Source organism: Serratia sp. Je.1.23.a, from assembly GCF_051129805.1.
GTDB classification, from domain to species: Bacteria; Pseudomonadota; Gammaproteobacteria; order Enterobacterales; family Enterobacteriaceae; genus Serratia; species Serratia liquefaciens.
In genome coordinates this window covers 256,489-278,521 of sequence record NZ_JBCPSR010000003.1, presented here as the reverse complement: position 1 = coordinate 278,521, position 22,033 = coordinate 256,489, and the positions used below count along the sequence as shown (strand labels likewise).

At 58.3% G+C, this 22,033-nt stretch carries 19 protein-coding genes; 15 read left to right on the top strand and 4 right to left on the bottom strand.

Going from position 1 to position 22,033, the window contains the following annotated elements:
* Positions 1-96: 96 nt before the first annotated feature.
* The 6 genes from prmB (at position 97) to AAZT04_RS13510 (ending at position 5,004) form a co-directional block, all read left to right on the top strand.
* Positions 97-1,029: a 50S ribosomal protein L3 N(5)-glutamine methyltransferase gene (gene prmB, locus AAZT04_RS13535; protein ID WP_041415542.1), complete on the top strand. Its 933-nt coding sequence runs from the start codon at positions 97-99 to the stop codon at positions 1,027-1,029.
* 62 nt (positions 1,030-1,091) lie between these two features.
* Positions 1,092-2,177 (top strand): chorismate synthase, encoded by a 1,086-nt coding sequence (aroC, locus tag AAZT04_RS13530; protein ID WP_020827910.1) that lies wholly within the window; start codon positions 1,092-1,094, stop codon positions 2,175-2,177.
* Between the two features lie 5 nt (positions 2,178-2,182).
* Positions 2,183-3,010, top strand: coding sequence for a penicillin-insensitive murein endopeptidase (gene mepA, locus AAZT04_RS13525; protein ID WP_115058389.1), 828 nt, complete (start codon positions 2,183-2,185; stop codon positions 3,008-3,010).
* A gap of 128 nt (positions 3,011-3,138) precedes the next feature.
* The gene (locus AAZT04_RS13520) at positions 3,139-3,939 is read left to right on the top strand and encodes a sulfite exporter TauE/SafE family protein (RefSeq protein WP_129940928.1); all 801 of its coding nucleotides are present in this window, start codon (positions 3,139-3,141) and stop codon (positions 3,937-3,939) included.
* 66 nt (positions 3,940-4,005) lie between these two features.
* Positions 4,006-4,563 (top strand): elongation factor P hydroxylase, encoded by a 558-nt coding sequence (locus tag AAZT04_RS13515; RefSeq protein ID WP_020827907.1) that lies wholly within the window; start codon positions 4,006-4,008, stop codon positions 4,561-4,563.
* Between the two features lie 159 nt (positions 4,564-4,722).
* The gene (locus tag AAZT04_RS13510; protein WP_020827906.1) at positions 4,723-5,004 is read left to right on the top strand and encodes a YfcL family protein; all 282 of its coding nucleotides are present in this window, start codon (positions 4,723-4,725) and stop codon (positions 5,002-5,004) included.
* A gap of 46 nt (positions 5,005-5,050) precedes the next feature.
* Here AAZT04_RS13510 and mnmC read toward each other — a convergent pair whose 3' ends face one another.
* Positions 5,051-7,075: a bifunctional tRNA (5-methylaminomethyl-2-thiouridine)(34)-methyltransferase MnmD/FAD-dependent 5-carboxymethylaminomethyl-2-thiouridine(34) oxidoreductase MnmC gene (gene mnmC, locus AAZT04_RS13505; RefSeq protein WP_256813461.1), complete on the bottom strand. Its 2,025-nt coding sequence runs from the start codon at positions 7,073-7,075 to the stop codon at positions 5,051-5,053.
* A 170-nt stretch (positions 7,076-7,245) separates the two neighbouring features.
* Between mnmC and fabB the strand changes: the two genes are divergently transcribed.
* From fabB to AAZT04_RS13470, 7 genes are all read left to right on the top strand, one after another.
* A complete protein-coding gene (gene fabB / locus AAZT04_RS13500; RefSeq protein WP_020827904.1) occupies positions 7,246-8,460 on the top strand; it encodes a beta-ketoacyl-ACP synthase I in 1,215 nt (404 codons plus the stop codon).
* 210 nt (positions 8,461-8,670) lie between these two features.
* Positions 8,671-8,892, top strand: coding sequence for a membrane protein (locus AAZT04_RS13495; RefSeq protein ID WP_020827903.1), 222 nt, complete (start codon positions 8,671-8,673; stop codon positions 8,890-8,892).
* A gap of 204 nt (positions 8,893-9,096) precedes the next feature.
* Positions 9,097-9,519 (top strand): hypothetical protein, encoded by a 423-nt coding sequence (locus AAZT04_RS13490; protein WP_434680500.1) that lies wholly within the window; start codon positions 9,097-9,099, stop codon positions 9,517-9,519.
* A 68-nt stretch (positions 9,520-9,587) separates the two neighbouring features.
* The gene (locus AAZT04_RS13485; RefSeq protein ID WP_046373025.1) at positions 9,588-9,911 is read left to right on the top strand and encodes a copper-binding protein; all 324 of its coding nucleotides are present in this window, start codon (positions 9,588-9,590) and stop codon (positions 9,909-9,911) included.
* 10 nt (positions 9,912-9,921) lie between these two features.
* A complete protein-coding gene (locus AAZT04_RS13480) occupies positions 9,922-11,181 on the top strand; it encodes a TolC family protein (RefSeq protein ID WP_129983433.1) in 1,260 nt (419 codons plus the stop codon).
* Positions 11,178-12,629 carry an efflux RND transporter periplasmic adaptor subunit gene (locus tag AAZT04_RS13475; RefSeq protein ID WP_349525799.1) on the top strand — a complete coding sequence of 484 codons (1,452 nt, stop codon included), beginning with the start codon at positions 11,178-11,180 and terminating at the stop codon, positions 12,627-12,629. The genes AAZT04_RS13480 and AAZT04_RS13475 overlap by 4 nt, the downstream gene beginning before the upstream one ends.
* The gene (locus AAZT04_RS13470) at positions 12,626-15,745 is read left to right on the top strand and encodes an efflux RND transporter permease subunit (protein ID WP_434680495.1); all 3,120 of its coding nucleotides are present in this window, start codon (positions 12,626-12,628) and stop codon (positions 15,743-15,745) included. The genes AAZT04_RS13475 and AAZT04_RS13470 overlap by 4 nt, the downstream gene beginning before the upstream one ends.
* A 46-nt stretch (positions 15,746-15,791) precedes the next feature.
* Here the strand turns inward: AAZT04_RS13470 and apbE are convergent, their stop codons facing one another.
* Positions 15,792-16,823 carry an FAD:protein FMN transferase ApbE gene (apbE, locus tag AAZT04_RS13465; protein ID WP_020827897.1) on the bottom strand — a complete coding sequence of 344 codons (1,032 nt, stop codon included), beginning with the start codon at positions 16,821-16,823 and terminating at the stop codon, positions 15,792-15,794.
* A 157-nt stretch (positions 16,824-16,980) separates the two neighbouring features.
* Here apbE and AAZT04_RS13460 point away from each other — a divergent pair, with 157 nt between their 5' ends.
* Positions 16,981-18,093 carry an SLC13 family permease gene (locus AAZT04_RS13460; protein WP_434680492.1) on the top strand — a complete coding sequence of 371 codons (1,113 nt, stop codon included), beginning with the start codon at positions 16,981-16,983 and terminating at the stop codon, positions 18,091-18,093.
* A 43-nt stretch (positions 18,094-18,136) separates the two neighbouring features.
* Here AAZT04_RS13460 and pepT read toward each other — a convergent pair whose 3' ends face one another.
* Positions 18,137-19,369 (bottom strand): peptidase T, encoded by a 1,233-nt coding sequence (gene pepT / locus AAZT04_RS13455; RefSeq protein ID WP_434680489.1) that lies wholly within the window; start codon positions 19,367-19,369, stop codon positions 18,137-18,139.
* A 214-nt stretch (positions 19,370-19,583) separates the two neighbouring features.
* Between pepT and AAZT04_RS13450 the strand changes: the two genes are divergently transcribed.
* Positions 19,584-20,480: an endonuclease/exonuclease/phosphatase family protein gene (locus tag AAZT04_RS13450; protein ID WP_020827894.1), complete on the top strand. Its 897-nt coding sequence runs from the start codon at positions 19,584-19,586 to the stop codon at positions 20,478-20,480.
* A gap of 32 nt (positions 20,481-20,512) precedes the next feature.
* On the opposite strand, the gene AAZT04_RS13445 is transcribed toward AAZT04_RS13450, so the two are convergent.
* The gene (locus tag AAZT04_RS13445) at positions 20,513-21,946 is read right to left on the bottom strand and encodes a PLP-dependent aminotransferase family protein (RefSeq protein ID WP_401526899.1); all 1,434 of its coding nucleotides are present in this window, start codon (positions 21,944-21,946) and stop codon (positions 20,513-20,515) included.
* Between the last annotated feature and the right edge of the window lie 87 nt (positions 21,947-22,033).

Sequence of the window (22,033 nt, the reverse complement as noted above, 5' to 3'; positions counted from 1 at the left end):
AGAATGAAAAGCGCAAGGGGTTAGCGTGATTTGTCGCGGGCTTCATGGCAAACTATGCGGCTAAATCATGAATCACAGTGCCTGCCGGAGGGCAAATTGGACAAAATTTTCGTCGAGGAAGCAGTGAACGAACTGCACACCATTCAAGATATGCTGCGCTGGACGGTCAGCCGTTTTAACGCCGCTGATATCTACTATGGTCACGGAACCGATAATCCGTGGGACGAAGCGGTGCAATTGGTGCTGCCAAGCCTGTTCCTGCCGCTGGATATTCCAGAGGACATGCACACCGCCCGTTTGACCTCCAGCGAGCGCCACCGCATCGTTGAGCGCGTGATCCGCCGCGTCAACGAACGTGTCCCGGTAGCCTATCTGACCAACAAAGCCTGGTTCTGCGATCTGGAATTCTACGTTGATGAGCGTGTGCTGGTTCCGCGTTCCCCGATTGGCGAACTGATCAACGATCGCTTCAGCGCCCTGATCCCGCACCCGCCGCGCCATATTCTCGACATGTGTACCGGCAGCGGCTGTATCGCCATTGCCTGCAGCTACGCTTTCCCGGAAGCGGAAGTTGACGCGGTCGATATCTCCAGCGACGTGCTGGCGGTGACCGAGCGCAATATTCAGGCGCTCGGCGTTGAACAACAGGTGATCCCGATCCGTTCCGATCTGTTCCGCGATGTTCCCGCGATCCAGTACGATCTGATCGTCACCAATCCGCCGTACGTGGATGCGGAAGACATGTCCGATCTGCCGCAGGAATTCCGCTTTGAGCCAGAGTTGGGCCTGGCGGCCGGCAGCGATGGCCTGAAGCTGGTGCGCCGTATTCTGGCCTGCGCACCGGACTACCTGAGCGACGACGGCGTGCTGATTTGTGAAGTGGGTAACAGCATGGTACATCTGATGGAACAGTATCCGGATATTCCGTTCACCTGGCTGGAGTTTGAAAACGGCGGTGACGGCGTGTTCATGCTGACCAAGCAGCAACTGGTGGATTGCAAAGAGCACTTCAGCCTCTACCGCAGCTAAGCATTCTTCGGGCCTGCTTTGGCGGGCCCCACAAAGATAATAATTAAGGGTAAGGAGCCGCGATGGCAGGAAACAGTATTGGGCAGATTTTCCGCGTCACCACATTTGGTGAATCTCACGGTGTGGCGCTGGGATGTATCGTAGACGGCGTACCGCCGGGTATCCCGCTTACCGAAGCCGATCTGCAGCACGACCTGGACCGTCGCCGTCCAGGCACCTCTCGCTATACCACTCAACGTCGCGAACCGGATCAGGTACGTATTCTTTCCGGCGTGTTTGAAGGTGTGACCACCGGCACCAGCATTGGGCTGATGATAGAAAACACTGACCAGCGTTCACAAGATTACGGCGCTATCAAAGACGTGTTCCGTCCGGGGCATGCGGATTACACCTACGAACAAAAATACGGCGTGCGCGATTATCGCGGCGGTGGCCGTTCTTCGGCTCGTGAAACCGCCATGCGCGTTGCGGCAGGGGCTATTGCCAAGAAATACCTGCTGCAGAAATATGGCGTACAGGTGCGCGGCTATTTGGCGCAGATCGGCGACGTGGTCTGCGAGCTGAAAGATTGGGAACAGGTTGAACAGAACCCATTCTTCTGCCCGGATCCCGATAAGCTGGAAGCCCTGGATGAACTGATGCGTGCGCTGAAGAAAGAGGGCGACTCCATTGGCGCCAAGGTCAGCGTGATTGCCGAAAACGTACCGGTTGGCCTCGGTGAGCCGGTGTTTGACCGCCTCGACGCGGATCTGGCGCATGCGTTGATGAGCATCAATGCGGTGAAAGGCGTGGAAATCGGCGACGGTTTCGCGGTGGTCAACAAGCGCGGCAGCGAAAACCGTGATGAGATCACCCCGGAAGGCTTCCAGAGCAACCATGCAGGCGGCATTCTCGGTGGCATCAGCAGCGGTCAGCCGGTCATTGCTCACCTGGCGCTGAAACCTACCTCCAGCATTATGGTGCCGGGCAGAACCATTAACCGTCAGGGCGAAGCGGTGGAGATGGTCACCCGTGGCCGTCACGATCCTTGCGTAGGCATTCGTGCGGTGCCGATTGCCGAAGCGATGATGGCGATTGTGCTGATGGATCACCTGCTGCGCCAGCGTGCGCAAAACGGTGATGTGGTCTCTAACGTTCCACGCTGGTAACTCCCATGAAAAACTGGATGTTGGGCATCCTTGCCCTGATGGCTTCGGGCTCCGCCCTGGCGCTGACGCCGTGGCAGAAGATCGACCACCCGGTGGCCGGCGCGCCGCAGGCAGTGGGCGGTTTTGCCAATGGTTGCATTATCGGCGCTCAGCCGTTACCGCTGAACTCACCGGATTATCAGGTGATGCGACCCGATCAACGCCGTTACTTCGGCCACCCGGATCTGCTGGCGTTTATCCAGCGGCTGAGCAGCAAAGCCAACCAAAGAAATTTGGGCACGGTGCTGATCGGCGATATGGCGATGCCGGCCGGTGGGCGCTTTAGCAGCGGCCATGCCAGCCATCAGTCCGGGCTTGATGTCGACATCTGGTTACAGTTGCCGCGCCAGCGTTGGAGTGCGCAGCAGTTGCTGAAGCCGCAGCCGATCGATCTGGTTTCCAGCGACGGCAAGCAGGTGGTTGCTCGTCAGTGGCAGCCGCAGATTGAATCGCTGATCAAAGCGGCGGCACAGGATCAGGAAGTGACTCGCATCTTCGTTAACCCGGCGATCAAGCAGCGTCTGTGTCTGGATGCCGGTGCCGATCGCGACTGGCTGCACAAGGTGCGCCCGTGGTTTGGTCATCGTGCCCACATGCACGTGCGTCTGCGCTGCCCGGCAGGCAGCCTGGAATGTAAAGAACAGGATACGCCGCCGCCGGGCGACGGTTGCGGTGCCGAGCTGGCAAGCTGGTTCGTGCCGCATCAGCCGAGCGCCAAACCGGGTAAACCGGTGCCGCCGCCGTTACCGCCGACCTGTCAGGCTTTGCTGGATAACCATTTCGCTGCGGAATAATATACCCAAAGTAATTGGAGTTGCATCAAGGCGGTAAGGGAAGGAATCCCGATGAGCTTACACGAGTAAGTGATTCGGGTGAGTGAGTGCAACCAACACAGATGCAGCTTCAAGTAAGAGGGGTATAAATGGACTGGTTCGTCGTAGGCCCCGAGATGCTCGGGGTTTTGTTTGTGGTGGCGTTACTCGCAGGCTTTATCGACTCTATCGCCGGCGGCGGCGGGCTGTTAACCGTACCGGCGCTGCTGGCGGTGGGGGTTCCCCCAGCGCAGGCGCTGGCGACCAACAAGCTGCAGTCGGTGGGCGGTTCCCTCTCCGCCAGTCTGTATTTTATCCGCCGACGAGCGGTCGATCTCAACGATCAGAAGCTGACCATTTTGCTGGCCCTGATCGGTTCCGTTGCCGGGGCTGTGCTGGTGCAGCACATGCGCGCCGATCTGCTGCGGCAAATGCTGCCGTTATTGGTGATCGGCATCGGCCTGTACTTCCTGCTGACGCCGCGTTTGGGGGAAAACGATCGGCAGCGCCGTTTGAGCGCCTTGCCGTTCGGGCTGGTGGCCGGTGGCTGCGTCGGTTTTTACGATGGCTTCTTTGGGCCCGGTGCCGGTTCCTTCTATGCGCTGGCCTACGTGACGCTGTGCGGTTTTAACCTGGCCAAATCCACCGCGCACGCCAAGGTGCTGAACTTCACTTCCAACGTTGGCAGCCTGGTGTTGTTTATCATTGGCGGCAAAGTGCTGTGGGGTATTGGCCTGGTGATGCTGGTTGGGCAGGTGCTCGGTGCGCGCCTCGGGGCTCACATGGTGATGACCCGCGGGCAAAAGCTGATCCGACCGATGATCGTCATCGTTTCTCTGGTGATGAGTTGCAAGCTCTTGTACGACAACCACGGCGCTGAAATTCAGCAGTGGCTGGCCCTGCATTTTTAGCATGCTAAAAGAGCGGTAAAATGAAATAATTACCTCTTTATTTTTGTGGTTATTGGATTTTTATTTATGTCAGACACACAGGCTACCCATCAATATGAGCAACTGATTGAAATTTTTAATCAGTGCTTCAGCGATGAATACAACACGCGACTGGTCAAAGGCGACGATGAACCGATCTATTTGCCGGCAGACGATCAGCTGCCGTATAACCGGATCGTTTTTGCCCATGGCTATTACGCCAGCGGCATGCATGAAATCTCGCACTGGTGCATCGCCGGCGAACAGCGCCGCAAGTTGGTAGATTTCGGTTACTGGTACTGCCCGGACGGGCGAGACGCACAGACGCAAAGTGAATTTGAAGCGGTGGAAATTAAACCGCAATCTTTGGAATGGATGTTCTGCGTCGCCGCCGGTTTCCCGTTCAACGTCAGTTGCGACAACCTCAACGGTGACTGCGAGCCGGATCGCATTGCCTTCCAGCGCAAGGTGCGAGAACGGGTGCTGCTGTTGTTGGAGCAGGGAATACCCACAAGACCTGCACGCTTTATTCAGGCGTTACAATCGTTTTACAATACGCCACCGCTGGCGGCGGAGCATTTTCCCTATCCGGAAGATCTCAACTGACTATAGTTTAACTGAAAATAGATACCCAATAGCTTCCAAGCTGTAGCTAGGCGGCAAGCAAACAAATCCCCAGGAGCTTACTCAGGTAAGTGACTGGGGGGCGTGAGCGCAGCCAACAACGCTAGAGTTTGAAAGATGAAGGGTATGAGAGGAAATTTGATGATCGCAGAATTTGAAGCGCGCATTTTGGCGCTGATTGATGACATGGTAGAGCACGCCAGCGATGATGAACTGTTTGCCGGTGGCTACCTGCGCGGTCATCTGACGTTGGCGGTTGCCGAGGTCGAAGAGCTGGGTGAACACTCCGCTGAAGCGCTGAAGGCGCAGGTGGAAGGCAGCCTGCATAAAGCCATTGCCGCCGGTGAACTGTCACCACCGGATCAGGCACTGGTGTATGGCATGTGGGAAACGCTGTACAAAACGGCATTGCCTACCGCCTGATAGTGTTTCTGCAGGGCGCTGTTGCCGGCGCCCTGCGTGATTTTTCTTACGCTACCGCACGTCCCTTCAGTAATTTCCTTACCCACATTCTATTCGGGTTCAACGCCGCTAACAGGTCTGCGTCGCCCGGCAAAGGTTCGCCAAACAGCTGCGCCGCCAAAATCTCTGCCGCCAGCGGGGCCGAGCACAACCCACGAGAGCCTAACCCGCCAATCATGAACAGATTGGGGTAGCTCGGCGCATTGGCGATAGCTTCACCGCATTGGTGTTGACGTTGCAGATCCTGGTACTGCGTTAGCGTGGCCTGGTAGTCGGGCACTGCACCTACCATTGGCAGGTGATCGCGAGTGGCGCTGCGTACTCCGCAGCGGGCATGGCGGTCGCTGACGTCCACCTCCAGCGGCCAGGTTTGATCCGGCAGGCAACGCAGCAAGCGAGCCCGATTTTCCTGCTGCTCTTCTTCGCGGTATTCGGTGGCGGTCTCGCCGCGCTGGTAGCTGGCGCCGATACAGTGCTGCTGATTATTGGCATTCACCGGCGTCAGGTAGCCGTCGTAACACAGCACCTGCTTCAATGCACTCAGCTGCGGCGTGGTAGGAATATGGGATACCTGACCGCGCACCGCATAAACCGGCAGCGCTTCACTTTGCGTCAGTTCGGATAAGCGATGGCCGTTGGCCAGAATCACCGTCGCATGCTGCCGAATTTCACCTTGGCTAAAGCTGAGTTGCCAACCTGCCTCTTGGGCGGTCAGAGCGCTGAGCGTAGCGTCATAATGGCAGCGCATCCCTTGCCGTTGCGCCAGCGCAATCGCACTGCGCGTCAGCTCGGCCGGGCACAGCCAGCCACCCTGCGGGTAGTTAATGCCGCCAAAACCGCTGTCGACGCCACACAAGGCGCTGAGCGTAGCGCGGTCGGCCGGCATGGCGAGCGCCTGCGGCCATTCAACCGCCAGCATCTTGGCAATTTTCCCGGCGCTCTTCTCGTCAAAGGCCAGTTGGCTCACACCGCACCACTGATGGTCGAATTCCACGCCCTGTCGCACCAGTGCATCGTACTGACGACGGGCAAACGGAAAGGCGGCACTGAAGAAATTTTCCAGCGCATCGGCTCGGCCGTTCAACAAAGGGTAGAGTGCGCCCTGACGGTTGCCTGATGCCCCTTCGCCCGGCTGCGGATCTGCGCAATACAGCGTGACTTTTGCGCCGCGTCGCAACAGGGCGAGGGCGGTTAGCGCGCTGGCGACGCCGCCGCCAATGATGGCGATATCATCGGTATTCTCCGCCACCGGGCGCATCAGCCAGGGAGCAGGGTGAGCGACGGCCGGCGCATCGGCAGGCAACTCGCCGGTCAGCATCTCTCGCTTCTGGCCGAAGCCTTTGGTTTTGATGACATCAAACCCTGCCTGCTGTAAGCCGCGACGCACGAAGCCTGCGGCGGTAAAGGTGGCAAGGCTGCCGCCCGGCCGGGCAAAGCGCGCCATGGCGCTGAACAGCTGCTCCGTCCACATATCAGGGTTCTTTGCCGGGGCGAAGCCATCGAGGAACCAGGCGTCGATTTGACGGTTAATGCTGGCGTCGAAGTGAGGCAGCAACGCGTTCACGTCGCCAAACCACAGATCGAGCGTGATGCGCCCTTCGGCCAGCAGCAGGCGGTGGCAGCCCGGCAGCGGCAACGGCCATTGAGCGCGTAATTCATCGGCATATGGCGCCAGTTCCGGCCAGCGGGCATGCGCCGCCGCCAAATCGGCCTGCAGCAGCGGGAATTTTTCAAAGCTGATAAAGTGCAGGCGCTGAAGCGGGGCGTCCGGCATCGCCGTGCGGAAACCGGCAAAGGTCTGCCACAGCGTCAAAAAGTTAAGCCCGGTGCCGAAGCCGGTTTCCGCCACGATAAACAGCGGGCGAGGGTGGTCGGCAAAACGTTGCGGCAGTCGGTTGCCCATGAGAAACACATAGCGGGTTTCTTCCAGCCCATCCTGATTGGAAAAGTAGACGTCATCAAACTGTTTCGAAACAGGTGTACCCTGTTCATTCCAGGATAACGCTGCGGTTTGGATCGGGGCGTGGCTCACGGTTAGTTGCTCGTAACTCAAGGGGTGACGGGATTCTAACGGCGCTGGCGCTATGGCGCAAACTGGATAAGAATAAAGCTGAAAAACGCTGATCGGACTTGTTCGGCGTACATCTGTACGCTAAAGTGCGATGCAAAATCCCGAATGTAAAATTGTGGAAGAGGTATTGAATGAAACGTGCAGTGATTACTGGCCTGGGAATCGTCTCCAGCATTGGTAACAACCAGCAGGAGGTCCTGGCGAGCCTGCAGGAAGGACGTTCTGGGATCACTTTCTCCCAGGAGCTGAAAGATTCCGGCATGCGTAGTCACGTATGGGGCGATGTTAAACTGGACACTACGGGTCTGATTGACCGTAAAGTGATGCGCTTTATGAGCGACGCGTCCGTTTATGCCTATCTTTCCATGGAAGAAGCCATCAAGGACTCAGGTCTGGCTGCCGATCAGGTTTCCAACGATCGCACCGGTCTGGTTGTTGGCTCAGGTGGTGGTTCTCCGCGCAACCAGGTTGCCGGATCCGATGGCATGCGTGCCAAAGGCCTGCGCGGCGTTGGCCCGTACATGGTGACCAAGGCTATGGCTTCAGGCGTTTCTGCCTGCCTGGCAACCCCGTTCAAAATTCGTGGCGTTAACTATTCCATCAGCTCTGCCTGCGCAACCTCTGCACACTGCATTGGTCACGCGGTTGAACTGATCCAACTGGGCAAGCAGGACGTGGTCTTTGCCGGCGGCGGCGAAGAGCTGTGCTGGGAAATGGCCTGTGAGTTCGACGCGATGGGCGCACTGTCCACCAGCTACAACGACACTCCTGAAAAAGCTTCTCGTACTTACGACTCTGCCCGTGACGGTTTCGTCATCGCCGGCGGCGGCGGTATGGTGGTGGTTGAAGAGCTGGAACACGCTCTGGCGCGTGGTGCGCACATCTATGCTGAAATCATCGGCTACGGTGCGACCTCCGACGGTGCCGACATGGTGGCTCCATCAGGTGAAGGCGCGGTGCGCTGCATGAAGATGGCGCTGCAGGGCGTTGATACCCCAATCGACTACATGAACGTTCACGGCACCTCCACGCCGGTGGGCGACGTGAAAGAGCTGGGTGCCATTCGCGAAGTGTTTGGCGACAACACCCCGGCAATCTCTTCCACCAAGGCGATGACCGGTCACTCATTGGGTGCCGCGGGCGTGCAGGAAGCGATCTACAGCCTGCTGATGGTTGAACACGGCTTTATCGCGCCGAGCATCAACATCGATAACCTGGATGAGAAAGCTGCTGGCATGAACATCGTGACTGAGCCAACTCAACGCGAGTTGACCACCGTGATGTCCAACAGCTTCGGTTTCGGCGGCACCAACGCCACGCTGGTGATGCGTAAGCTGCAGAAGTAATTCCGGCCTCAAGGTTCTGGATCAAGCCCGCATTTTTGCGGGCTTTTTAATGCCTGCAATCCCTGCCGACGGGCCGCTAGGAGTTATCCCAAATTACATCTCCTGACGGATCATTAACGCTTTGTTCCGCCTTTTGCGCATACAATGGCTCAATAGCGCGAATATCACTCGGCGTAGCGTTTCAGAGTGATCGAACATTGAGGCAAGAGTATGAAAAAGTTAATTGCGGTTGGATTGCTGTCGGTCATTCTGGCTGGGTGCGCGACCGATTCCCCTTGTGTCCCGGTCTATGACGATCAGGGCCGTCTGGTGCACACCAATACCTGCATGAAAGGCACTACGCAGGACAACTGGGAAACCGCTGGCGCCATCGCCGGTGGGGCGGCGGCAGTTGCCGGTCTGACGCTGGGTATTATCGCGTTGACCAAATAACCTTCCGTCGGAGAGTCTCCCGGTTTAAAAGCCCAGCATCTGCTGGGCTTTTTGTTTGGGTAATCCGCCGCCAGTTGATTGAAGTCATGGCATTTATATTACCGGCCCACAGATGAGCAGTTCTTTGTCAGCGGATGTAAATTCCATTCCTGCGCCCGGTCCGGGTCGATATACTCCCGCCATCTCCCACTCTGGAACGATCTGATGTCGGCTTTGGCGTCCATCTCCTTATCCATGCACCGCCTGCGCTTTGCTAAAAAGCGGGCCTGCGCATGGTTATTGGTCGTCAGCTGGCTGTTGTTGAATACTCAACTGGCGTTGGCCAGCCACAACTGCAACCTGCAGTTCAGCGGTGAAGCGCCGATGGCTCAGCATATGATGCATATGCAAAACAGCGTGCCGTCGCAGCAGCAGATGCAGACCCAAGAGCCGCTGTGTGAGAAACACTGCGTTCCGGAGTCAGCCCAACAGGATCACAGCAACCTGACGTTGGCTGCGCTGCCCACCAGCAGCGAATTGGCCGTTATTACGCCTTTCCCGTCTCGTTCAGTCCCCTCCAATACCTGGCAAACGTCCCCGATAACAGGTCCGCCGGCAGAGATCGTTTTCTGCCGGTTCCGTGAATAGCTCTGACAACCGCTTTGCCGTCCCCGACGGTTTTCCGCGTTTGTTAACTATTTTATGGAGTACCCGTTATGCGTAATGTATTTGCTGCCGTAGTGATCGCCCTGTTTTTCTCCTTCAGCGCCAGCGCTGCCGATATGGCAATGCAGGATCCTGCCGCAAGAACTGCCGTTGAAATCCACAGCCAGGGCGTCGTCAAAAGCTGGGATGAGCGAAAGGTGTCTATCGCGCACCAGGCCATTCCTGCGCTCAGTTGGCCGCCAATGACCATGAGCTTCCTGCTCCCTTCATCGCCTTCATTCGCCATATTGCCGGTGGGTACCGAGGTTGATTTCAGCTTCTTGCCGATCGACGGCGGTTATCAGCTGATCGCCATCGCCGCTGCTCGACCATAACGGAGGCGTTATGACCATTATCCTTTCTCACCCTTGGCGGGTGGGCTGGCTGCTGCTTGCCTGTTGGGCACCGGCCACCCTGGCGGCGGGTCTGACGCTGCAACAGTCATTGACGGCGGCCGAAGGTTATTCGGCGGAGTTATCCGCTAATCGTCATCAGGTTGACGCCTTGCAGAACATGGCGGATTCGGCAATGCAGTTGCCCGATCCCAAGCTGAAGTTCGGCATTGAAAACGTGCCGGTGCAGGGCGGCAACGCTCAGCGTTTTACCCGCGAAGGCATGACCATGGGACGAATCGGCATCATGCAGGATTACGTCAGCAGCACCAAACGTCAGCGTAAAGCGGATACCCTGCGCGCCGAAGCCAGCCAGACGGATGCGGGCAGTGCCACCATTCGCGCTCGCCTTCAACAGCAAACCGCACAAGCCTGGCTGGCGCTGGCGCTGAGTCGGCAAACCCTGCGGGATGCCTCAGCCCTGGTGACGGAGAGTGAACGCCAGATTGCCACTCAGCGTGCTGCGGTAGCCGGTGGGGGAACCCCAGCGAGTGGAGTGCTGGATGCCAGGCTGACGCTGCTAAGCATGCAGGATCGCATCAGCGAGGCGCAGCGTGATGTTGCTGTCGCGCAGGCGCGTCTGACGCAGTTGACCGGCCTGTCTGCGACGGATACCGCCGGGGCCATGCCGCGCTTTGAACGTTTACCGGCGGACAGCGAAGTATTGCGGCAGGCCATCAGTCAACACCCCGAGGTGTTGCAGGCCAGCCGTGAGGCGGACGTCGCCAAGGCGCGTTCGGCGCAATCAGAGGTGGCGGCGATACCGGACGTCGGCGTCGAGGTGTATTACGGCAAACGGGCCGACGAGTACGAGGATTTGGCCGGGGTGATGTTTACCGTCGATCTGCCGTTGTTCCGCTCGCAGCGGCAGGATAAGGACTATGCCGCTGATGTTTCCCGCAGCATGGAGGCCAACGATCGGCTCACGTTGTTGATCCGTGATCATCAGGCACAGCTCGATACGCTGTTGGCGCAATATCAGGCGGCTCAGGCGCAGTGGCAGCGCCAACAGGGGCAGGCTATTCCCCTGCAACAACAGCGGGTCACTTTGCTGTTAGCGCAGTACCGCAGCGGTAAAAGCGATTTGTCGGCGGTACTGGAAGCTCGGCGGGCGCTGCTCGACAGTCGCCTCAGCGCCGGCAAGGCTGCCAGGGAACTGGCACAGATTTGGGCCGCCATTCGCTATCTCACCCCTCAGGAATCGATGCAATGAAAATACAATTCAAGCTGGCGCTGTTAGCAGCGCTGATTGGCACTGGGCTGGCGGGATACTGGTTTGGCGCAGCGGGAGAAGCGTCTGCGCCGGCCGTCAAGAGTGAGCGGCAGGTGCTTTATTGGTACGACCCGATGATGCCGGGGCAGCGTTTTGACCAACCGGGTAAATCGCCCTTTATGGATATGCAATTGGTGCCGCGCTATGCCGATGAGGCTGAGCCGGAAGGGGGCGTGACCATCAGCGCCCGGCAACAGCAGAACCTGGGCGTTCGCACCGAAGCTGCACAATTGCGCCAACTGGAGCCACAACTGAACGCTTTCGGCAGCGTCGCCACCGATGAACGCGGGGTTCAGATTGTCGCCGCCCGCGCCAACGGACTGGTGGAAAAACTCTACGTGCGTGCCAGTCAGCAACAGGTGAAAAAGGGTGAAGCCCTGGCGCAGCTGTGGATCCCTGACTGGAGTGCGGCACAGCAGGAATATCTGGCAATACGCAAACTGGGCGATAGCGCACTGACCGCCGCTGCACGTCAGCGGTTGCAGTTGCTGTTTATGCCCGAGGTGGTGATCCGGCAGGTGGAACGTTCAGGTAAACCCGAACCGCGGGTGCAGATAGCGGCACCGGAAAATGGTTTTGTGAATAAGCTGAGCGTGCTCGAGGGCGCTCAGGTGACGGCCGCGCAGGGGCTGTTTGAACTAGCCAGCCTCGATCCGGTGTGGATCGTTGCCGATTATCCACAGGCGCAGGCCGGATTGTTGAAAGTGGGCGATAAGGTGCAGGCCGCCTCCGCCAGCTGGCCTGGTGAACGATTTGAAGGCGAGGTGAGCGAACTGCTGGCCAATGTCGATCCGCTGACCCGAACCTTCAAAGCGCGCATCCTGTTGAAAAACCCTCAACAAAAGCTTCGACCGGGTATGTATTTGCAACTGACATTGTCGCACAGCAACCTCGGCCAGCCGGTGTTGGCGATACCGCAGGAGGCGCTGATCGACAGCGGCGATCGCAATAGGGTGTTGATCGCCGAAGGCAATGGGCACTTCACGCCGGTTGACGTGGTGGCCGGTCGTGTGCAGGACGGCTGGGTCGAAATCAAACGTGGGCTGAATGCTGGGCAAAGGGTAGTGACCTCCGGCCAATTCCTGATTGATTCCGAGGCCAGCATGCGCAGTGCCTTGCCACAAATGGCGGCGCAAAACGAGGTGAAACAATACCAGGCCGAGGGGGTGGTGGATGCCGTGAACGAGAGCACCATCACGCTGTCCCACGGCCCCGTGCCGGAGCTGCAGTGGCCGGCGATGACCATGGATTTTGCCCTGCCGCCAGGGGGAATACCTGCCGGTATCAAACCCGGTGATAGCGTAAAAATCCATTTTAGCGTTGATGAACAAGGTTCACATATCAGCCAAATCGTGCCGACAAGCGCTGAACATGGGGGCCACTTATGATTGCTTTCGTGATCCGCTGGTCGCTGCGCAACCGGCTCTTGGTGCTGCTGGCTTCGGTGCTGTTGGCCGGTTGGGGGATCTGGGCATTGCAGAAAGCGCCGCTGGATGCGCTGCCGGATCTCTCCGACGTACAGGTGATTGTCCGTGCCACTTACCCGGGCAAGGCACCGCAGGTGATTGAAGATCAGGTGACCTATCCGCTGACCACCACGTTGCTCTCGGTGCCGGGGGCCAAAACGGTACGGGGTTTTTCCATGTTTGGCGACGCCTACGTCTACGTGTTGTTTGAGGACGGCACCGATTTGTACTGGGCGCGTTCGCGGGTGCTGGAGGCGCTCAGCCAGGTGCAATCCTCACTGCCGCCGCAGGTGAAGGTGGCACTGGGGCCGGACGCCACCGGCGTCGGCTGGGTGTACGAGTATGCCCTGGTGGATAAAAGCGGCAAGCACAGCCTGGCCGACCTGCGCGCGCTGCAAGACTGGACGCTGAAGTTTGAACTGAAAACCGTCCCCAACGTGGCGGAAGTGGCCAGCGTGGGCGGCATGGTACGCCAATATCAGGTGGTGCTGGATCCGCCCAGCCTGCGCGCGCTGAACATCACTCATCAACAGGTAGTCAGTGCCATTCAGGACGCCAACCAGGAAGGCGGCGGTGCGCTGCTGGAAATGGGGGAGGCGGAGTATATGGTTCGCACCTCGGGCTACCTGAAAAAACTCAGCGATTTTGCCAACGTGGTAATCGCCGTGCGTGACGGTGTACCGATCCTGCTGTCGCAAGTGGCAACACTGCGCGAAGGGCCGGAGATCCGCCGGGGCGTGGCGGAGCTGAACGGCGAGGGCGAAGTGGCGGGCGGCATCGTCGTGATGCGCTACGGCAAAAATGCCCTGGAAACCATCAACGCGTTGAAGGTCAAGCTGCAGGAGGTTCAGCAGACCCTGCCGCCGGGTGTGGAAATTGTGACCGTGTACGACCGCTCCCAACTGATCGAACATGCAATTGAAACCCTGTCCCACAAGCTCCTGGAAGAGTTTATCGTAGTGGCTTTGGTGTGCACGCTGTTCCTGTTCCATTTTCGTTCGGCGCTGGTGGCGATGATCACGCTGCCGCTCGGCATTCTTGGCGCCTTTGTGGTGATGCATTACCAGGGCGTAAACGCCAATATCATGTCGCTGGGGGGAATCGCCATCGCCATTGGCGCCATGGTGGATGCGGCCATCGTCATGATTGAGAACATGCATAAGGTGCTGGAGCAGTGGCGGCAACGCCATCCAGGACAGCAGCCGACGTCGACGGATTATTGGCGTATTTCAGAGCAGGCGGCGGTGGAGGTGGGGCCGGCGCTGTTTTGCAGTTTGCTGATTATCACGCTGTCCTTCATTCCGGTGTTCACCCTGCAGGCGCAGGAAGGCCGGATGTTCTCCCCGCTGGCCTACACCAAAACCTACGCCATGGCGGTGGCGGCCGGTCTGGGCATTACGCTGGTGCCGGTGCTGATGGGCTACTTTATCCGCGGCCGCATTCCCGACGAACATGCCAATCCGATCAATCGCTGGCTGATCCGCCTGTATCAGCCGGTGCTGGCGTCGGTGTTGGCACGGCCAAAAACCACGCTGGGGATTTCGTGCCTGCTGTTGCTGTTAACCGCCTATCCGCTTAGCCGGTTGGGCAGCGAATTTATGCCGCAGCTCGACGAAGGTGACCTGTTGTATATGCCTTCCTCGCTGCCGGGGATGTCGGCGCGCGAGGCCAGCAGGCTACTGCAACTGACCGACAGGTTGATCAAAACCGTGCCGGAAGTGGCGACGGTGTTCGGTAAGGCCGGCAGGGCGGAAAGCGCTACCGATCCCGCGCCGCTGACCATGCTGGAAACCACCATTCGTTTCAAACCGCGTGACCAGTGGCGACCGGGCATGACCATGGACAAGCTGGTGGCGGAACTGGATGCGGTGGTCAAGGTGCCGGGTATTGCCAACGTCTGGGTTCCGCCGATCCGCAATCGGCTGGACATGTTGGCCACCGGAATCAAAAGTCCGGTGGGCATCAAGGTGAACGGCAATAATATGGCCGATATCGAACGGATTTCCGGGCAGATTGAGCAGGTGGTGAAGCAGGTGCCGGGCGTCACTTCGGCGCTGGCAGAACGCATCACCGGCGGCCGCTACGTGGATATCGATATCGACCGTCAGCGGGCTGCGCGCTACGGCGTTTCGGTGAAAGAGCTGCAATCCATGGTGGCGACGCTGGTGGGCGGCGAAAACATTGGCGAAACCGTCGAGGGCCGGGCGCGTTACCCGATCAATGTGCGTTATCCGCGTGAGGTGCGTGATTCGGTACAGCAGTTGCAGGCGTTACCGGTACTGACCGCCGGCGGTGGCCAGGTGCCGCTGTCGATGCTGGCGGATATTCGGGTTAGCGAAGGGCCGCCGATGCTGAAAAGTGAAAACGCGCGGCTCTCCAACTGGATTTATGTCGATCTGCGCGGGCGCGATCTCAAATCGGCGGTGGAAGAGATGCAGCAGGCCGTCGCGCAGCAGGTCAAGCTGCCGGCCGGGGTGTCGTTGAGCTGGTCCGGGCAGTTTGAATATCTTGAACGTGCCAGCGCTCAGTTGAAAATCGTACTGCCGGTAACATTGGCAATCATTTTCGTGCTGCTGTTTGTCACCTTCAGCAGCGTGCGTGATGCGTTGTTGATCATGGCGACGCTGCCGTTTGCGCTGATCGGCGGGGTGTGGCTGCTGTATTTGCTGAACTACAACCTGTCGGTGGCCGGGGCAGTTGGCTTTATCGCGCTGGCGGGTGTGGCGGCGGAATTCGGCGTGATAATGGTGCTGTACTTGAACCATGCGTTGGAAAAACATCGCCAGCCGGGACAGCCGCTCACGCAAAAACAGCTGATGGATGCCATCATCGAGGGGGCGGTATTGCGGGTGCGACCAAAAGTGATGACCGTTGCCACCATCATGGCCGGGCTATTGCCGATCATGTGGGGTAACGGTGCCGGTTCTGAGGTAATGCGGCGCATTGCGGCACCGATGATTGGCGGCATGCTCAGTGCACCGCTGTTGTCGATGTTGGTGGTTCCTGTGGTCTACCTGTTACTGCACCGAAAAGGATAAGCAAGCGGGGCGCAGTGCACTGCGCCCCGTCTTTACCGCACAGAAACTATTTCACCAGAAACGCCTTGAACTGCGGCGTCATTACGGCGCTGAACCCATCATCGGTTTTGCTGATCAGGTAAACCGCCAAGCCTTTTTCTTCCGCCAGTTTGAGCGCTTTTTCCGTCCCCAACACCATCAACCCGGTATCCCAACCGTCGGCTTCCAGCGCGGTGGGCGCTATCACCGTAGCGGAGACCAGGCGATGAGTAATCGGCTTGCCGGTTGTGGGATCGATCACGTGCGAATAGCGCTGCCCGTCCTGTTCAAAATAGTTGCGGTAGCTGCCGGCGGTGCTGATGCCGTAACCCTGCAAATCAACCAGTGCCTGAACCGCATTTTCGCGGTCGGTCGGTTTTTGGATCGCCACGCGCCAGGGTTTGCCCTGCCCGTTAACGCCGCGCGAGGAAACTGCACCACCGACCGACACCAGATAATGGGTGATACCATTACGGGCCATCAGTTGCACCAACTGATCGACACCATAGCCTTCGCCCAACGTCGAGAGATCAACATACATCCCGGGTAAGTCCTTTTGCAGCCATTCGCCACGGCTGTCGCTGAGTAGCTTGAGGTGCTGCAGGCCAATATTTTTTTGTGCCGCCTCTATTTGCTGTTGGCTCGGTACCTTGACCACACGCTTGTCTGGGCCAAAGCCCCATAAATTCACCAGCGGACCCACGGTAATATTCATCGCGCCCTGAGTGTCGCGGCCAATGCGCTGAGCCATCAGGATAATATCCGCCATTCCGCGCGGGATCGGCTGTGGCTCGGTACTCTGGGTTTGATTAAAACGCGAAAGCACAGAATCATTGCGATAGGTGGAGATATCGTCATTGGCGCGTTCCAGCACGGCGTCAATCTGCTGTTGCAACTGCTGTTTATTGACCGCCACGTCACCGCTGACCTTGACGCTGTAGAAGGTGCCCATGGTTTTGCCTTCAATGTCGATCTGTGGGCGGGTATCCGGGTCATTACAGGCAGCCAGTAAGCCGATGGTCACACTCAGCAACAGCCCTTTGGCAAAAACGTTAGCCATGAAAACATCCTTTGAAACAGTGAAAGGCGCTACAAATAAAGTAAAGCGAGGCAAATGAAAAGCAGTTAACGGTAAAAGAGCATTTTGCTGGCGTTGCCGCCGTGCTTGGGCTAACGTCTGGTTCCTGATCCTTGGTTGTTTTTTTGAAGCGCTCAACATGAGTTCAAACGCCGTTTCCCGGCTGATTCAGCCGTTCCTGAAAGATCGTTTTTTGCATATTTTGCTGTTAGTCGGCGTACTGATGGCGGCCTTTAACCCGCAACAGCTGCCTGCGTTAAACAGTTTTATCGACTGGCGCACCATCATTACGCTGCTTGGATTGATGTTACTCACCAAGGGCGTCGAGGTCAGCGGTTATTTCGATTTTGTTGGCCGCAAAATCATCAATACGCTGCACAGCGAGCGGCGATTGGCGCTGTTTCTGGTGTTTTCCGCCGCGTTGCTGTCGTCGTTCCTGACCAACGACGTGGCGTTGTTTATCGTCATTCCGCTGACCATCACGCTGAAAAAACTGTCGTCGTTACCGATTGGCCGGTTGATTATCTTCCAGGCGCTGGCGGTCAATGCCGGTTCATTGCTGACGCCGATTGGCAACCCGCAAAACATTCTGCTGTGGAGCAAGTCTTCACTCTCTTTCCTGGGGTTCATTGGTCAAATGGCACCGTTTGGCGTAGTGATGCTGGTCAGTTTGCTGCTGCTGACCGGGTTCTGCTTCCCCGCGCGGGATATCGTTAAAGCGCCGCGCACCGAAGGTTATCCGTATCAGCTACGCCTGTTGCTGAGCTGTGTGGCGCTGTACGTGATTTTTCTGCTGTGTCTGGATCTTGATCTGCCGCTGTATGGCCTGTTGGCGGTGTTCGTCGGTTTTTTGCTGCTGGCGCGTCGGGTATTGCTGCAGATCGACTGGAGCCTGATTTTTGTCTTTATCGCCATGTTCATCGATGTGGGGCTGTTTACCCGCTTGCAGGCTATCCAGCCTTGGTTTGCCGATATCGCTACGCTGGGTAACGGGGGCATTTACGCTTTGGGGATTGGCCTGTCGCAGGTGATCAGCAACGTGCCGGCGACCATTTTAATGCTCAACTACGTGCCTTCCAGCCAACTGCTGGCCTATGCGGTCAACGCCGGTGGCTTTGGGCTGGCGATCGGTTCGCTGGCGAACCTGATTGCGCTGCGTATGGCGGACGAGCGCAAAATTTGGCTGAAATTTCATTACTTTTCGTTGCCGTTACTGGTCTGGGCCGGCTTGCTTGGCTGGCTGTTGGCTTAAGCGCGGTATTTTCCTGCCATACCGCGCTTTTACACCATGGCGTCTAACCGCGTGCCGCCAGCAAGCAGATGCTGCGAGTCACCTGATAGGATTTTACAAAGGCGCTGATCGGCAGAAACTCAAAGCGCGAATGGAAATTGTGCGCGCCGGTGAAGTAGTTCGGCGTCAGCAGCCCACGGCTGGAGAGTGCGGCGCCGTCGGTGCCGCCGCGCATCGGGATCACCTTGGGGGGAATGCCGTGGGCGGCCAGGGCACCGAAAATCAGCTCAATGGCTCGCTGGTCTTCCCCGATAGAGTTGCTGATATTGCTGTAGATATCCGTCACCTTGCAGCTGACCTTGGCGCGCGGGTAGTTTGCCGCCACCTGTCGCACCACTTCCTGGATGCGCTCTTTACGCGCATTAAACCCGGCCAGGTTAAAATCGCGGATCGACACTTTCAACGTAGCGAGGTTGGCATTGGCGGTCAGATCGTTGAACCAGAAGTAGCCTTCGCGCCCCTCGGTATGTTCCGGCGTGTCCTTGATGTCGAATTGGTTGATGATGTCGTTGGCGATGCGAATCGGGTTGATCAGCACGTTCTTCGCCGACATGGGGTGCGCGGTGACCCCTTCGATACGGATCTCCGCACCTGCGGCATTGAAGTTCTCATACACCACTTCCCCCAACTCGCAGCAGTCGATGGTATAGGCAAAATCCACCTCGAAACGCGCCAGATCCAGCGCTTTGGCGCCGCGCAGGCCAATTTCCTCATCCGGGACAAAGGCCACCACAATGTCGCCGTGGCGATCGGAGGCGCTCAGGTTGGCCAGCAGGGTCATGACCACCGTGACCGCCGCTTTGTTATCGGCGCCGAGCACGCTGGTGCCGTCGCTGAAAATAATTTCTTCATTCGGATAGGCCAGGATCTCCGGATGTTCGGCGGTGCGTAGCCAGATATCGTGTTCGGCATTCAGGCACAGATCCTGGCCGGTAAAGCGCAGGCGCTGCGGGTGAATATGGGCCGACAGGCCAACGTCAACGGTATCGATATGGGTGATAAAGCCGATACGCGGAGCGCCTGGCTGATTGCCGGGTTTGCGGGCGGTCACGGTAGCGTGATCGTCGATTTGCACGTCTTGCATGCCTAGCTGGCGCAGTTCGGCCGCCAGCAGCTTGGCCATATCATGTTGGCCCGGCGTGCTGGGCAAGGTGGTTGCGGCGGCGTCGCTCTGGCTGGTCACCGCCAGATAGCGGAAGAAACGTTCGGTGAGCTGTTCGGCAATGGCGCTGGTCATGCGGGTTCCTCTCGATAAGCGGTCTAACGGTTTTAAAGCTAAATCAGCCGGTTGTCCAATGGTGCAATGCTTTCGCTGCCGGAATGCGAGATGCCGCGCAGAATAAAAAAATAGCGGCACAACTAGGAAATAGTCTCGGGTAACTGCGGCAAAATCGTTGTTAGCTGTGGGGGAACGGGTGCCCCCAAATAATAGGATCGTTAAAGGAGAATACATGCGCTCACGTCATGCTTTACTTATCACTTTGTTATCCCTGGGAATATCGCATACGGCCTGGTCATCCACCGATGGTGGCCATGCCAACAGCAACGCCAATAGCCGTGAAGTGGCCAGTGCGCTCGGCGGCCTGAAAAACAAAACCTATAGCCTGGAGCAGGCACCGAAGATCCGCGTAGCCAGCTTCAATATCGCCGCCGGCAAGGTCAGCGACATGACCGCAATCGCCAAAGCGATCAAGGCGATGAATGTCGATGTGGTGGCGCTGCAGGAGGTGGATAAACTGACCGGCCGCAGCGGCAAGCTCGATCAGGCGGAGGAACTGGCCAAACTGACCGGTATGCACGTCGCGTTCGGCCGAGCGATTGATTTTGACGGCGGCGAATATGGGCTGGCGTTCTTATCGAAATACCCGCTGCATGACAGCAAAATTTACCCGTTGCCGTCCGGTCAGCGCGAACAGCGAATTGCATTCAGCGCCCAGACCGACGTGCCCGAGTTCCCGGCGCCGATTACCCTGATCAATACCCATCTGGACACCAAGGAAGATCCGGCGATGCGGCTGGATCAGGTGCGCGAACTGAATGACCGCACGATTGAAATGCGCGGTATCAAGCTGTTGTTCGGCGACATGAACGACGTGCCGGGCAGCGTCACCTGGACTGAGCTGAGCCGCTATTGGAACGACATCATGCCCAAGCAGCAGGATGGCCGCAGCTGGCCGGCGGAAAACGCCGAAATCAAGGTCGATTATATCTTTAGCGGCAATGCCCAGCGCTGGCATCTGGACAGCCTGACGGTGCCGAACGCCAGCGGCGACTGGAACGGCATTCACTGGCCGGCAGTCAGCGATCACCTGCCGTTGGTGGCCGAGCTGCGGTTGACCGAGCAATAACCTGACTCGGGGCCGCCAAGCGTCCCGCAAGGTCAAGCAGGCGAGATCCGCGTCAACCGCTCGACGGCGGCGCGGATCTCGCCCGGTGTCAGGGCGGAAAAGCCCAGCAGCCAGCCGTCGCGCCGCAGGCTCGGGGTTTGGTACTGTGCCGTCAATCCGGGCGTGACTACGCCCAGGCGCTGCGCCTGCTGAGTCAGGGCGCTCTCCTGCCCGGGCGGCAGCCAAACGCTGAGCTGCAAGCCGCCCCCTGCCGGTTGCGGGGTGGCGAAATGCCCAAGCTTTTCCTGCACCTCCGCCAGTAACAGGTCACGTCGGCTGCGGTACAGCTGGCGCATATAGCGGATATGGGCGGCAAAGTGCCCCTGCTGGATAAATTCGGCGGTCACCGCCTGCATCAATTGGGCGCTGTGGCCGTCGTATACTGTGCGTGCGGTGGTAAAAGGCTCCACTAACGCCGGTGGCAACACCAAATAAGCCAGCCGTAGGGAAGGAAACAGCGCCTTGGAAAAGGTGCCCAGATAAAGCACGTTGCCGTGCCGATCCAACCCCTGCATCGCCGGCATCGGCTGGCCGTCATAGTGAAACTCGCTGTCGTAATCATCTTCAATAATCCAGGCCCGCTGCCGTTGTGCCAGCGCCAGCAGCTCGAGCCTGCGTGGCAGGCTGAGTGCTACGCCGGTGGGGTATTGATGCGAGGGCGTCAGGTAAATCAGTCGAGGTGCAGGCAGGTGTTCATCGGGCATCAGTCCGGCGTCGTCCACCTTGACCGGGACAAGTTCGGCTCCGACGCTGCTAAAGGCGTTTCTGGCACCGCGATAACCGGGGTCTTCCATCCACACTTTGTCACCGCTATCCAACAGCAGGGTGGCAATCAGCTGCAGGGCCTGCTGCGAACTGGTCAGCACCACGACCTGCTGCGCATCGCAGTTAACCCCGCGCGTCTGGCTGACATAGCCGGCAATGGCTTCGCGTAGCGGAAAGTAGCCCTGAGGATCGCCATAGCGCATCAGAGCTTCCCCACGCAGACGCAGTTGTTGAGCGGTGAGCTGTTTCCACAGTTTTAGCGGGAAAGCACGTAAATCCGGCGATCCGGCAGCGAAGGGCAGAGGCTGCAGTGGATCGTGGCAGCCACCGGTTTGCGCGATCTGCGTGCCGCGCAGCGAAAGGCGAGGTTCGCCGCTGACTTTGGCGGCGGGTGGTGACTTGACGATGTTGATCGCTACGAAGGTGCCTTGACCAACGCGGCGCTGCAGATAGCCTTCGGCTTCCAACTGGGCATAGGCTGCTTCGGTGGTTACGCGCGAGACGCCCAAATCTTCAGCCAGGACCCGCGATGAGGGCAAGCGTTGCCCAGGGCCAAGAGCCCCATTATGAATAGCCCGGCGCAGCGTGCTGCAGACGCGTTCACGCAAGGTGCCACCGGCGTGTTCCGGTTGATGAAACAGAGTGGGCAATGCGTTAGCCATAATGGGACTTATCCATGGGCGAAAATGGGTATCAAGCATAAGACCAAAATCAGGCAATATTGTCATCAGTCTTTCTCTACAGGAGTG

What these genes read in the sequence shown, in the direction of transcription:
- aroC (WP_020827910.1), top strand. Translation starts at nt 1,092, where the DNA reads ATGGCAGGAAACAGTATTGGGCAGATTTTCCGCGTCACCACATTTGGT.
- mepA (WP_115058389.1), top strand. Translation starts at nt 2,183, where the DNA reads ATGAAAAACTGGATGTTGGGCATCCTTGCCCTGATGGCTTCGGGCTCC.
- AAZT04_RS13520 (WP_129940928.1), top strand. Translation starts at nt 3,139, where the DNA reads ATGGACTGGTTCGTCGTAGGCCCCGAGATGCTCGGGGTTTTGTTTGTG.
- AAZT04_RS13515 (WP_020827907.1), top strand. Translation starts at nt 4,006, where the DNA reads ATGTCAGACACACAGGCTACCCATCAATATGAGCAACTGATTGAAATT.
- AAZT04_RS13510 (WP_020827906.1), top strand. Translation starts at nt 4,723, where the DNA reads ATGATCGCAGAATTTGAAGCGCGCATTTTGGCGCTGATTGATGACATG.
- fabB (WP_020827904.1), top strand. Translation starts at nt 7,246, where the DNA reads ATGAAACGTGCAGTGATTACTGGCCTGGGAATCGTCTCCAGCATTGGT.
- AAZT04_RS13495 (WP_020827903.1), top strand. Translation starts at nt 8,671, where the DNA reads ATGAAAAAGTTAATTGCGGTTGGATTGCTGTCGGTCATTCTGGCTGGG.
- AAZT04_RS13490 (WP_434680500.1), top strand. Translation starts at nt 9,097, where the DNA reads ATGTCGGCTTTGGCGTCCATCTCCTTATCCATGCACCGCCTGCGCTTT.
- AAZT04_RS13485 (WP_046373025.1), top strand. Translation starts at nt 9,588, where the DNA reads ATGCGTAATGTATTTGCTGCCGTAGTGATCGCCCTGTTTTTCTCCTTC.
- AAZT04_RS13480 (WP_129983433.1), top strand. Translation starts at nt 9,922, where the DNA reads ATGACCATTATCCTTTCTCACCCTTGGCGGGTGGGCTGGCTGCTGCTT.
- AAZT04_RS13475 (WP_349525799.1), top strand. Translation starts at nt 11,178, where the DNA reads ATGAAAATACAATTCAAGCTGGCGCTGTTAGCAGCGCTGATTGGCACT.
- AAZT04_RS13470 (WP_434680495.1), top strand. Translation starts at nt 12,626, where the DNA reads ATGATTGCTTTCGTGATCCGCTGGTCGCTGCGCAACCGGCTCTTGGTG.
- apbE (WP_020827897.1), bottom strand. Translation starts at nt 16,823, where the DNA reads ATGGCTAACGTTTTTGCCAAAGGGCTGTTGCTGAGTGTGACCATCGGC.
- AAZT04_RS13460 (WP_434680492.1), top strand. Translation starts at nt 16,981, where the DNA reads ATGAGTTCAAACGCCGTTTCCCGGCTGATTCAGCCGTTCCTGAAAGAT.
- pepT (WP_434680489.1), bottom strand. Translation starts at nt 19,369, where the DNA reads ATGACCAGCGCCATTGCCGAACAGCTCACCGAACGTTTCTTCCGCTAT.
- AAZT04_RS13450 (WP_020827894.1), top strand. Translation starts at nt 19,584, where the DNA reads ATGCGCTCACGTCATGCTTTACTTATCACTTTGTTATCCCTGGGAATA.
- AAZT04_RS13445 (WP_401526899.1), bottom strand. Translation starts at nt 21,946, where the DNA reads ATGGCTAACGCATTGCCCACTCTGTTTCATCAACCGGAACACGCCGGT.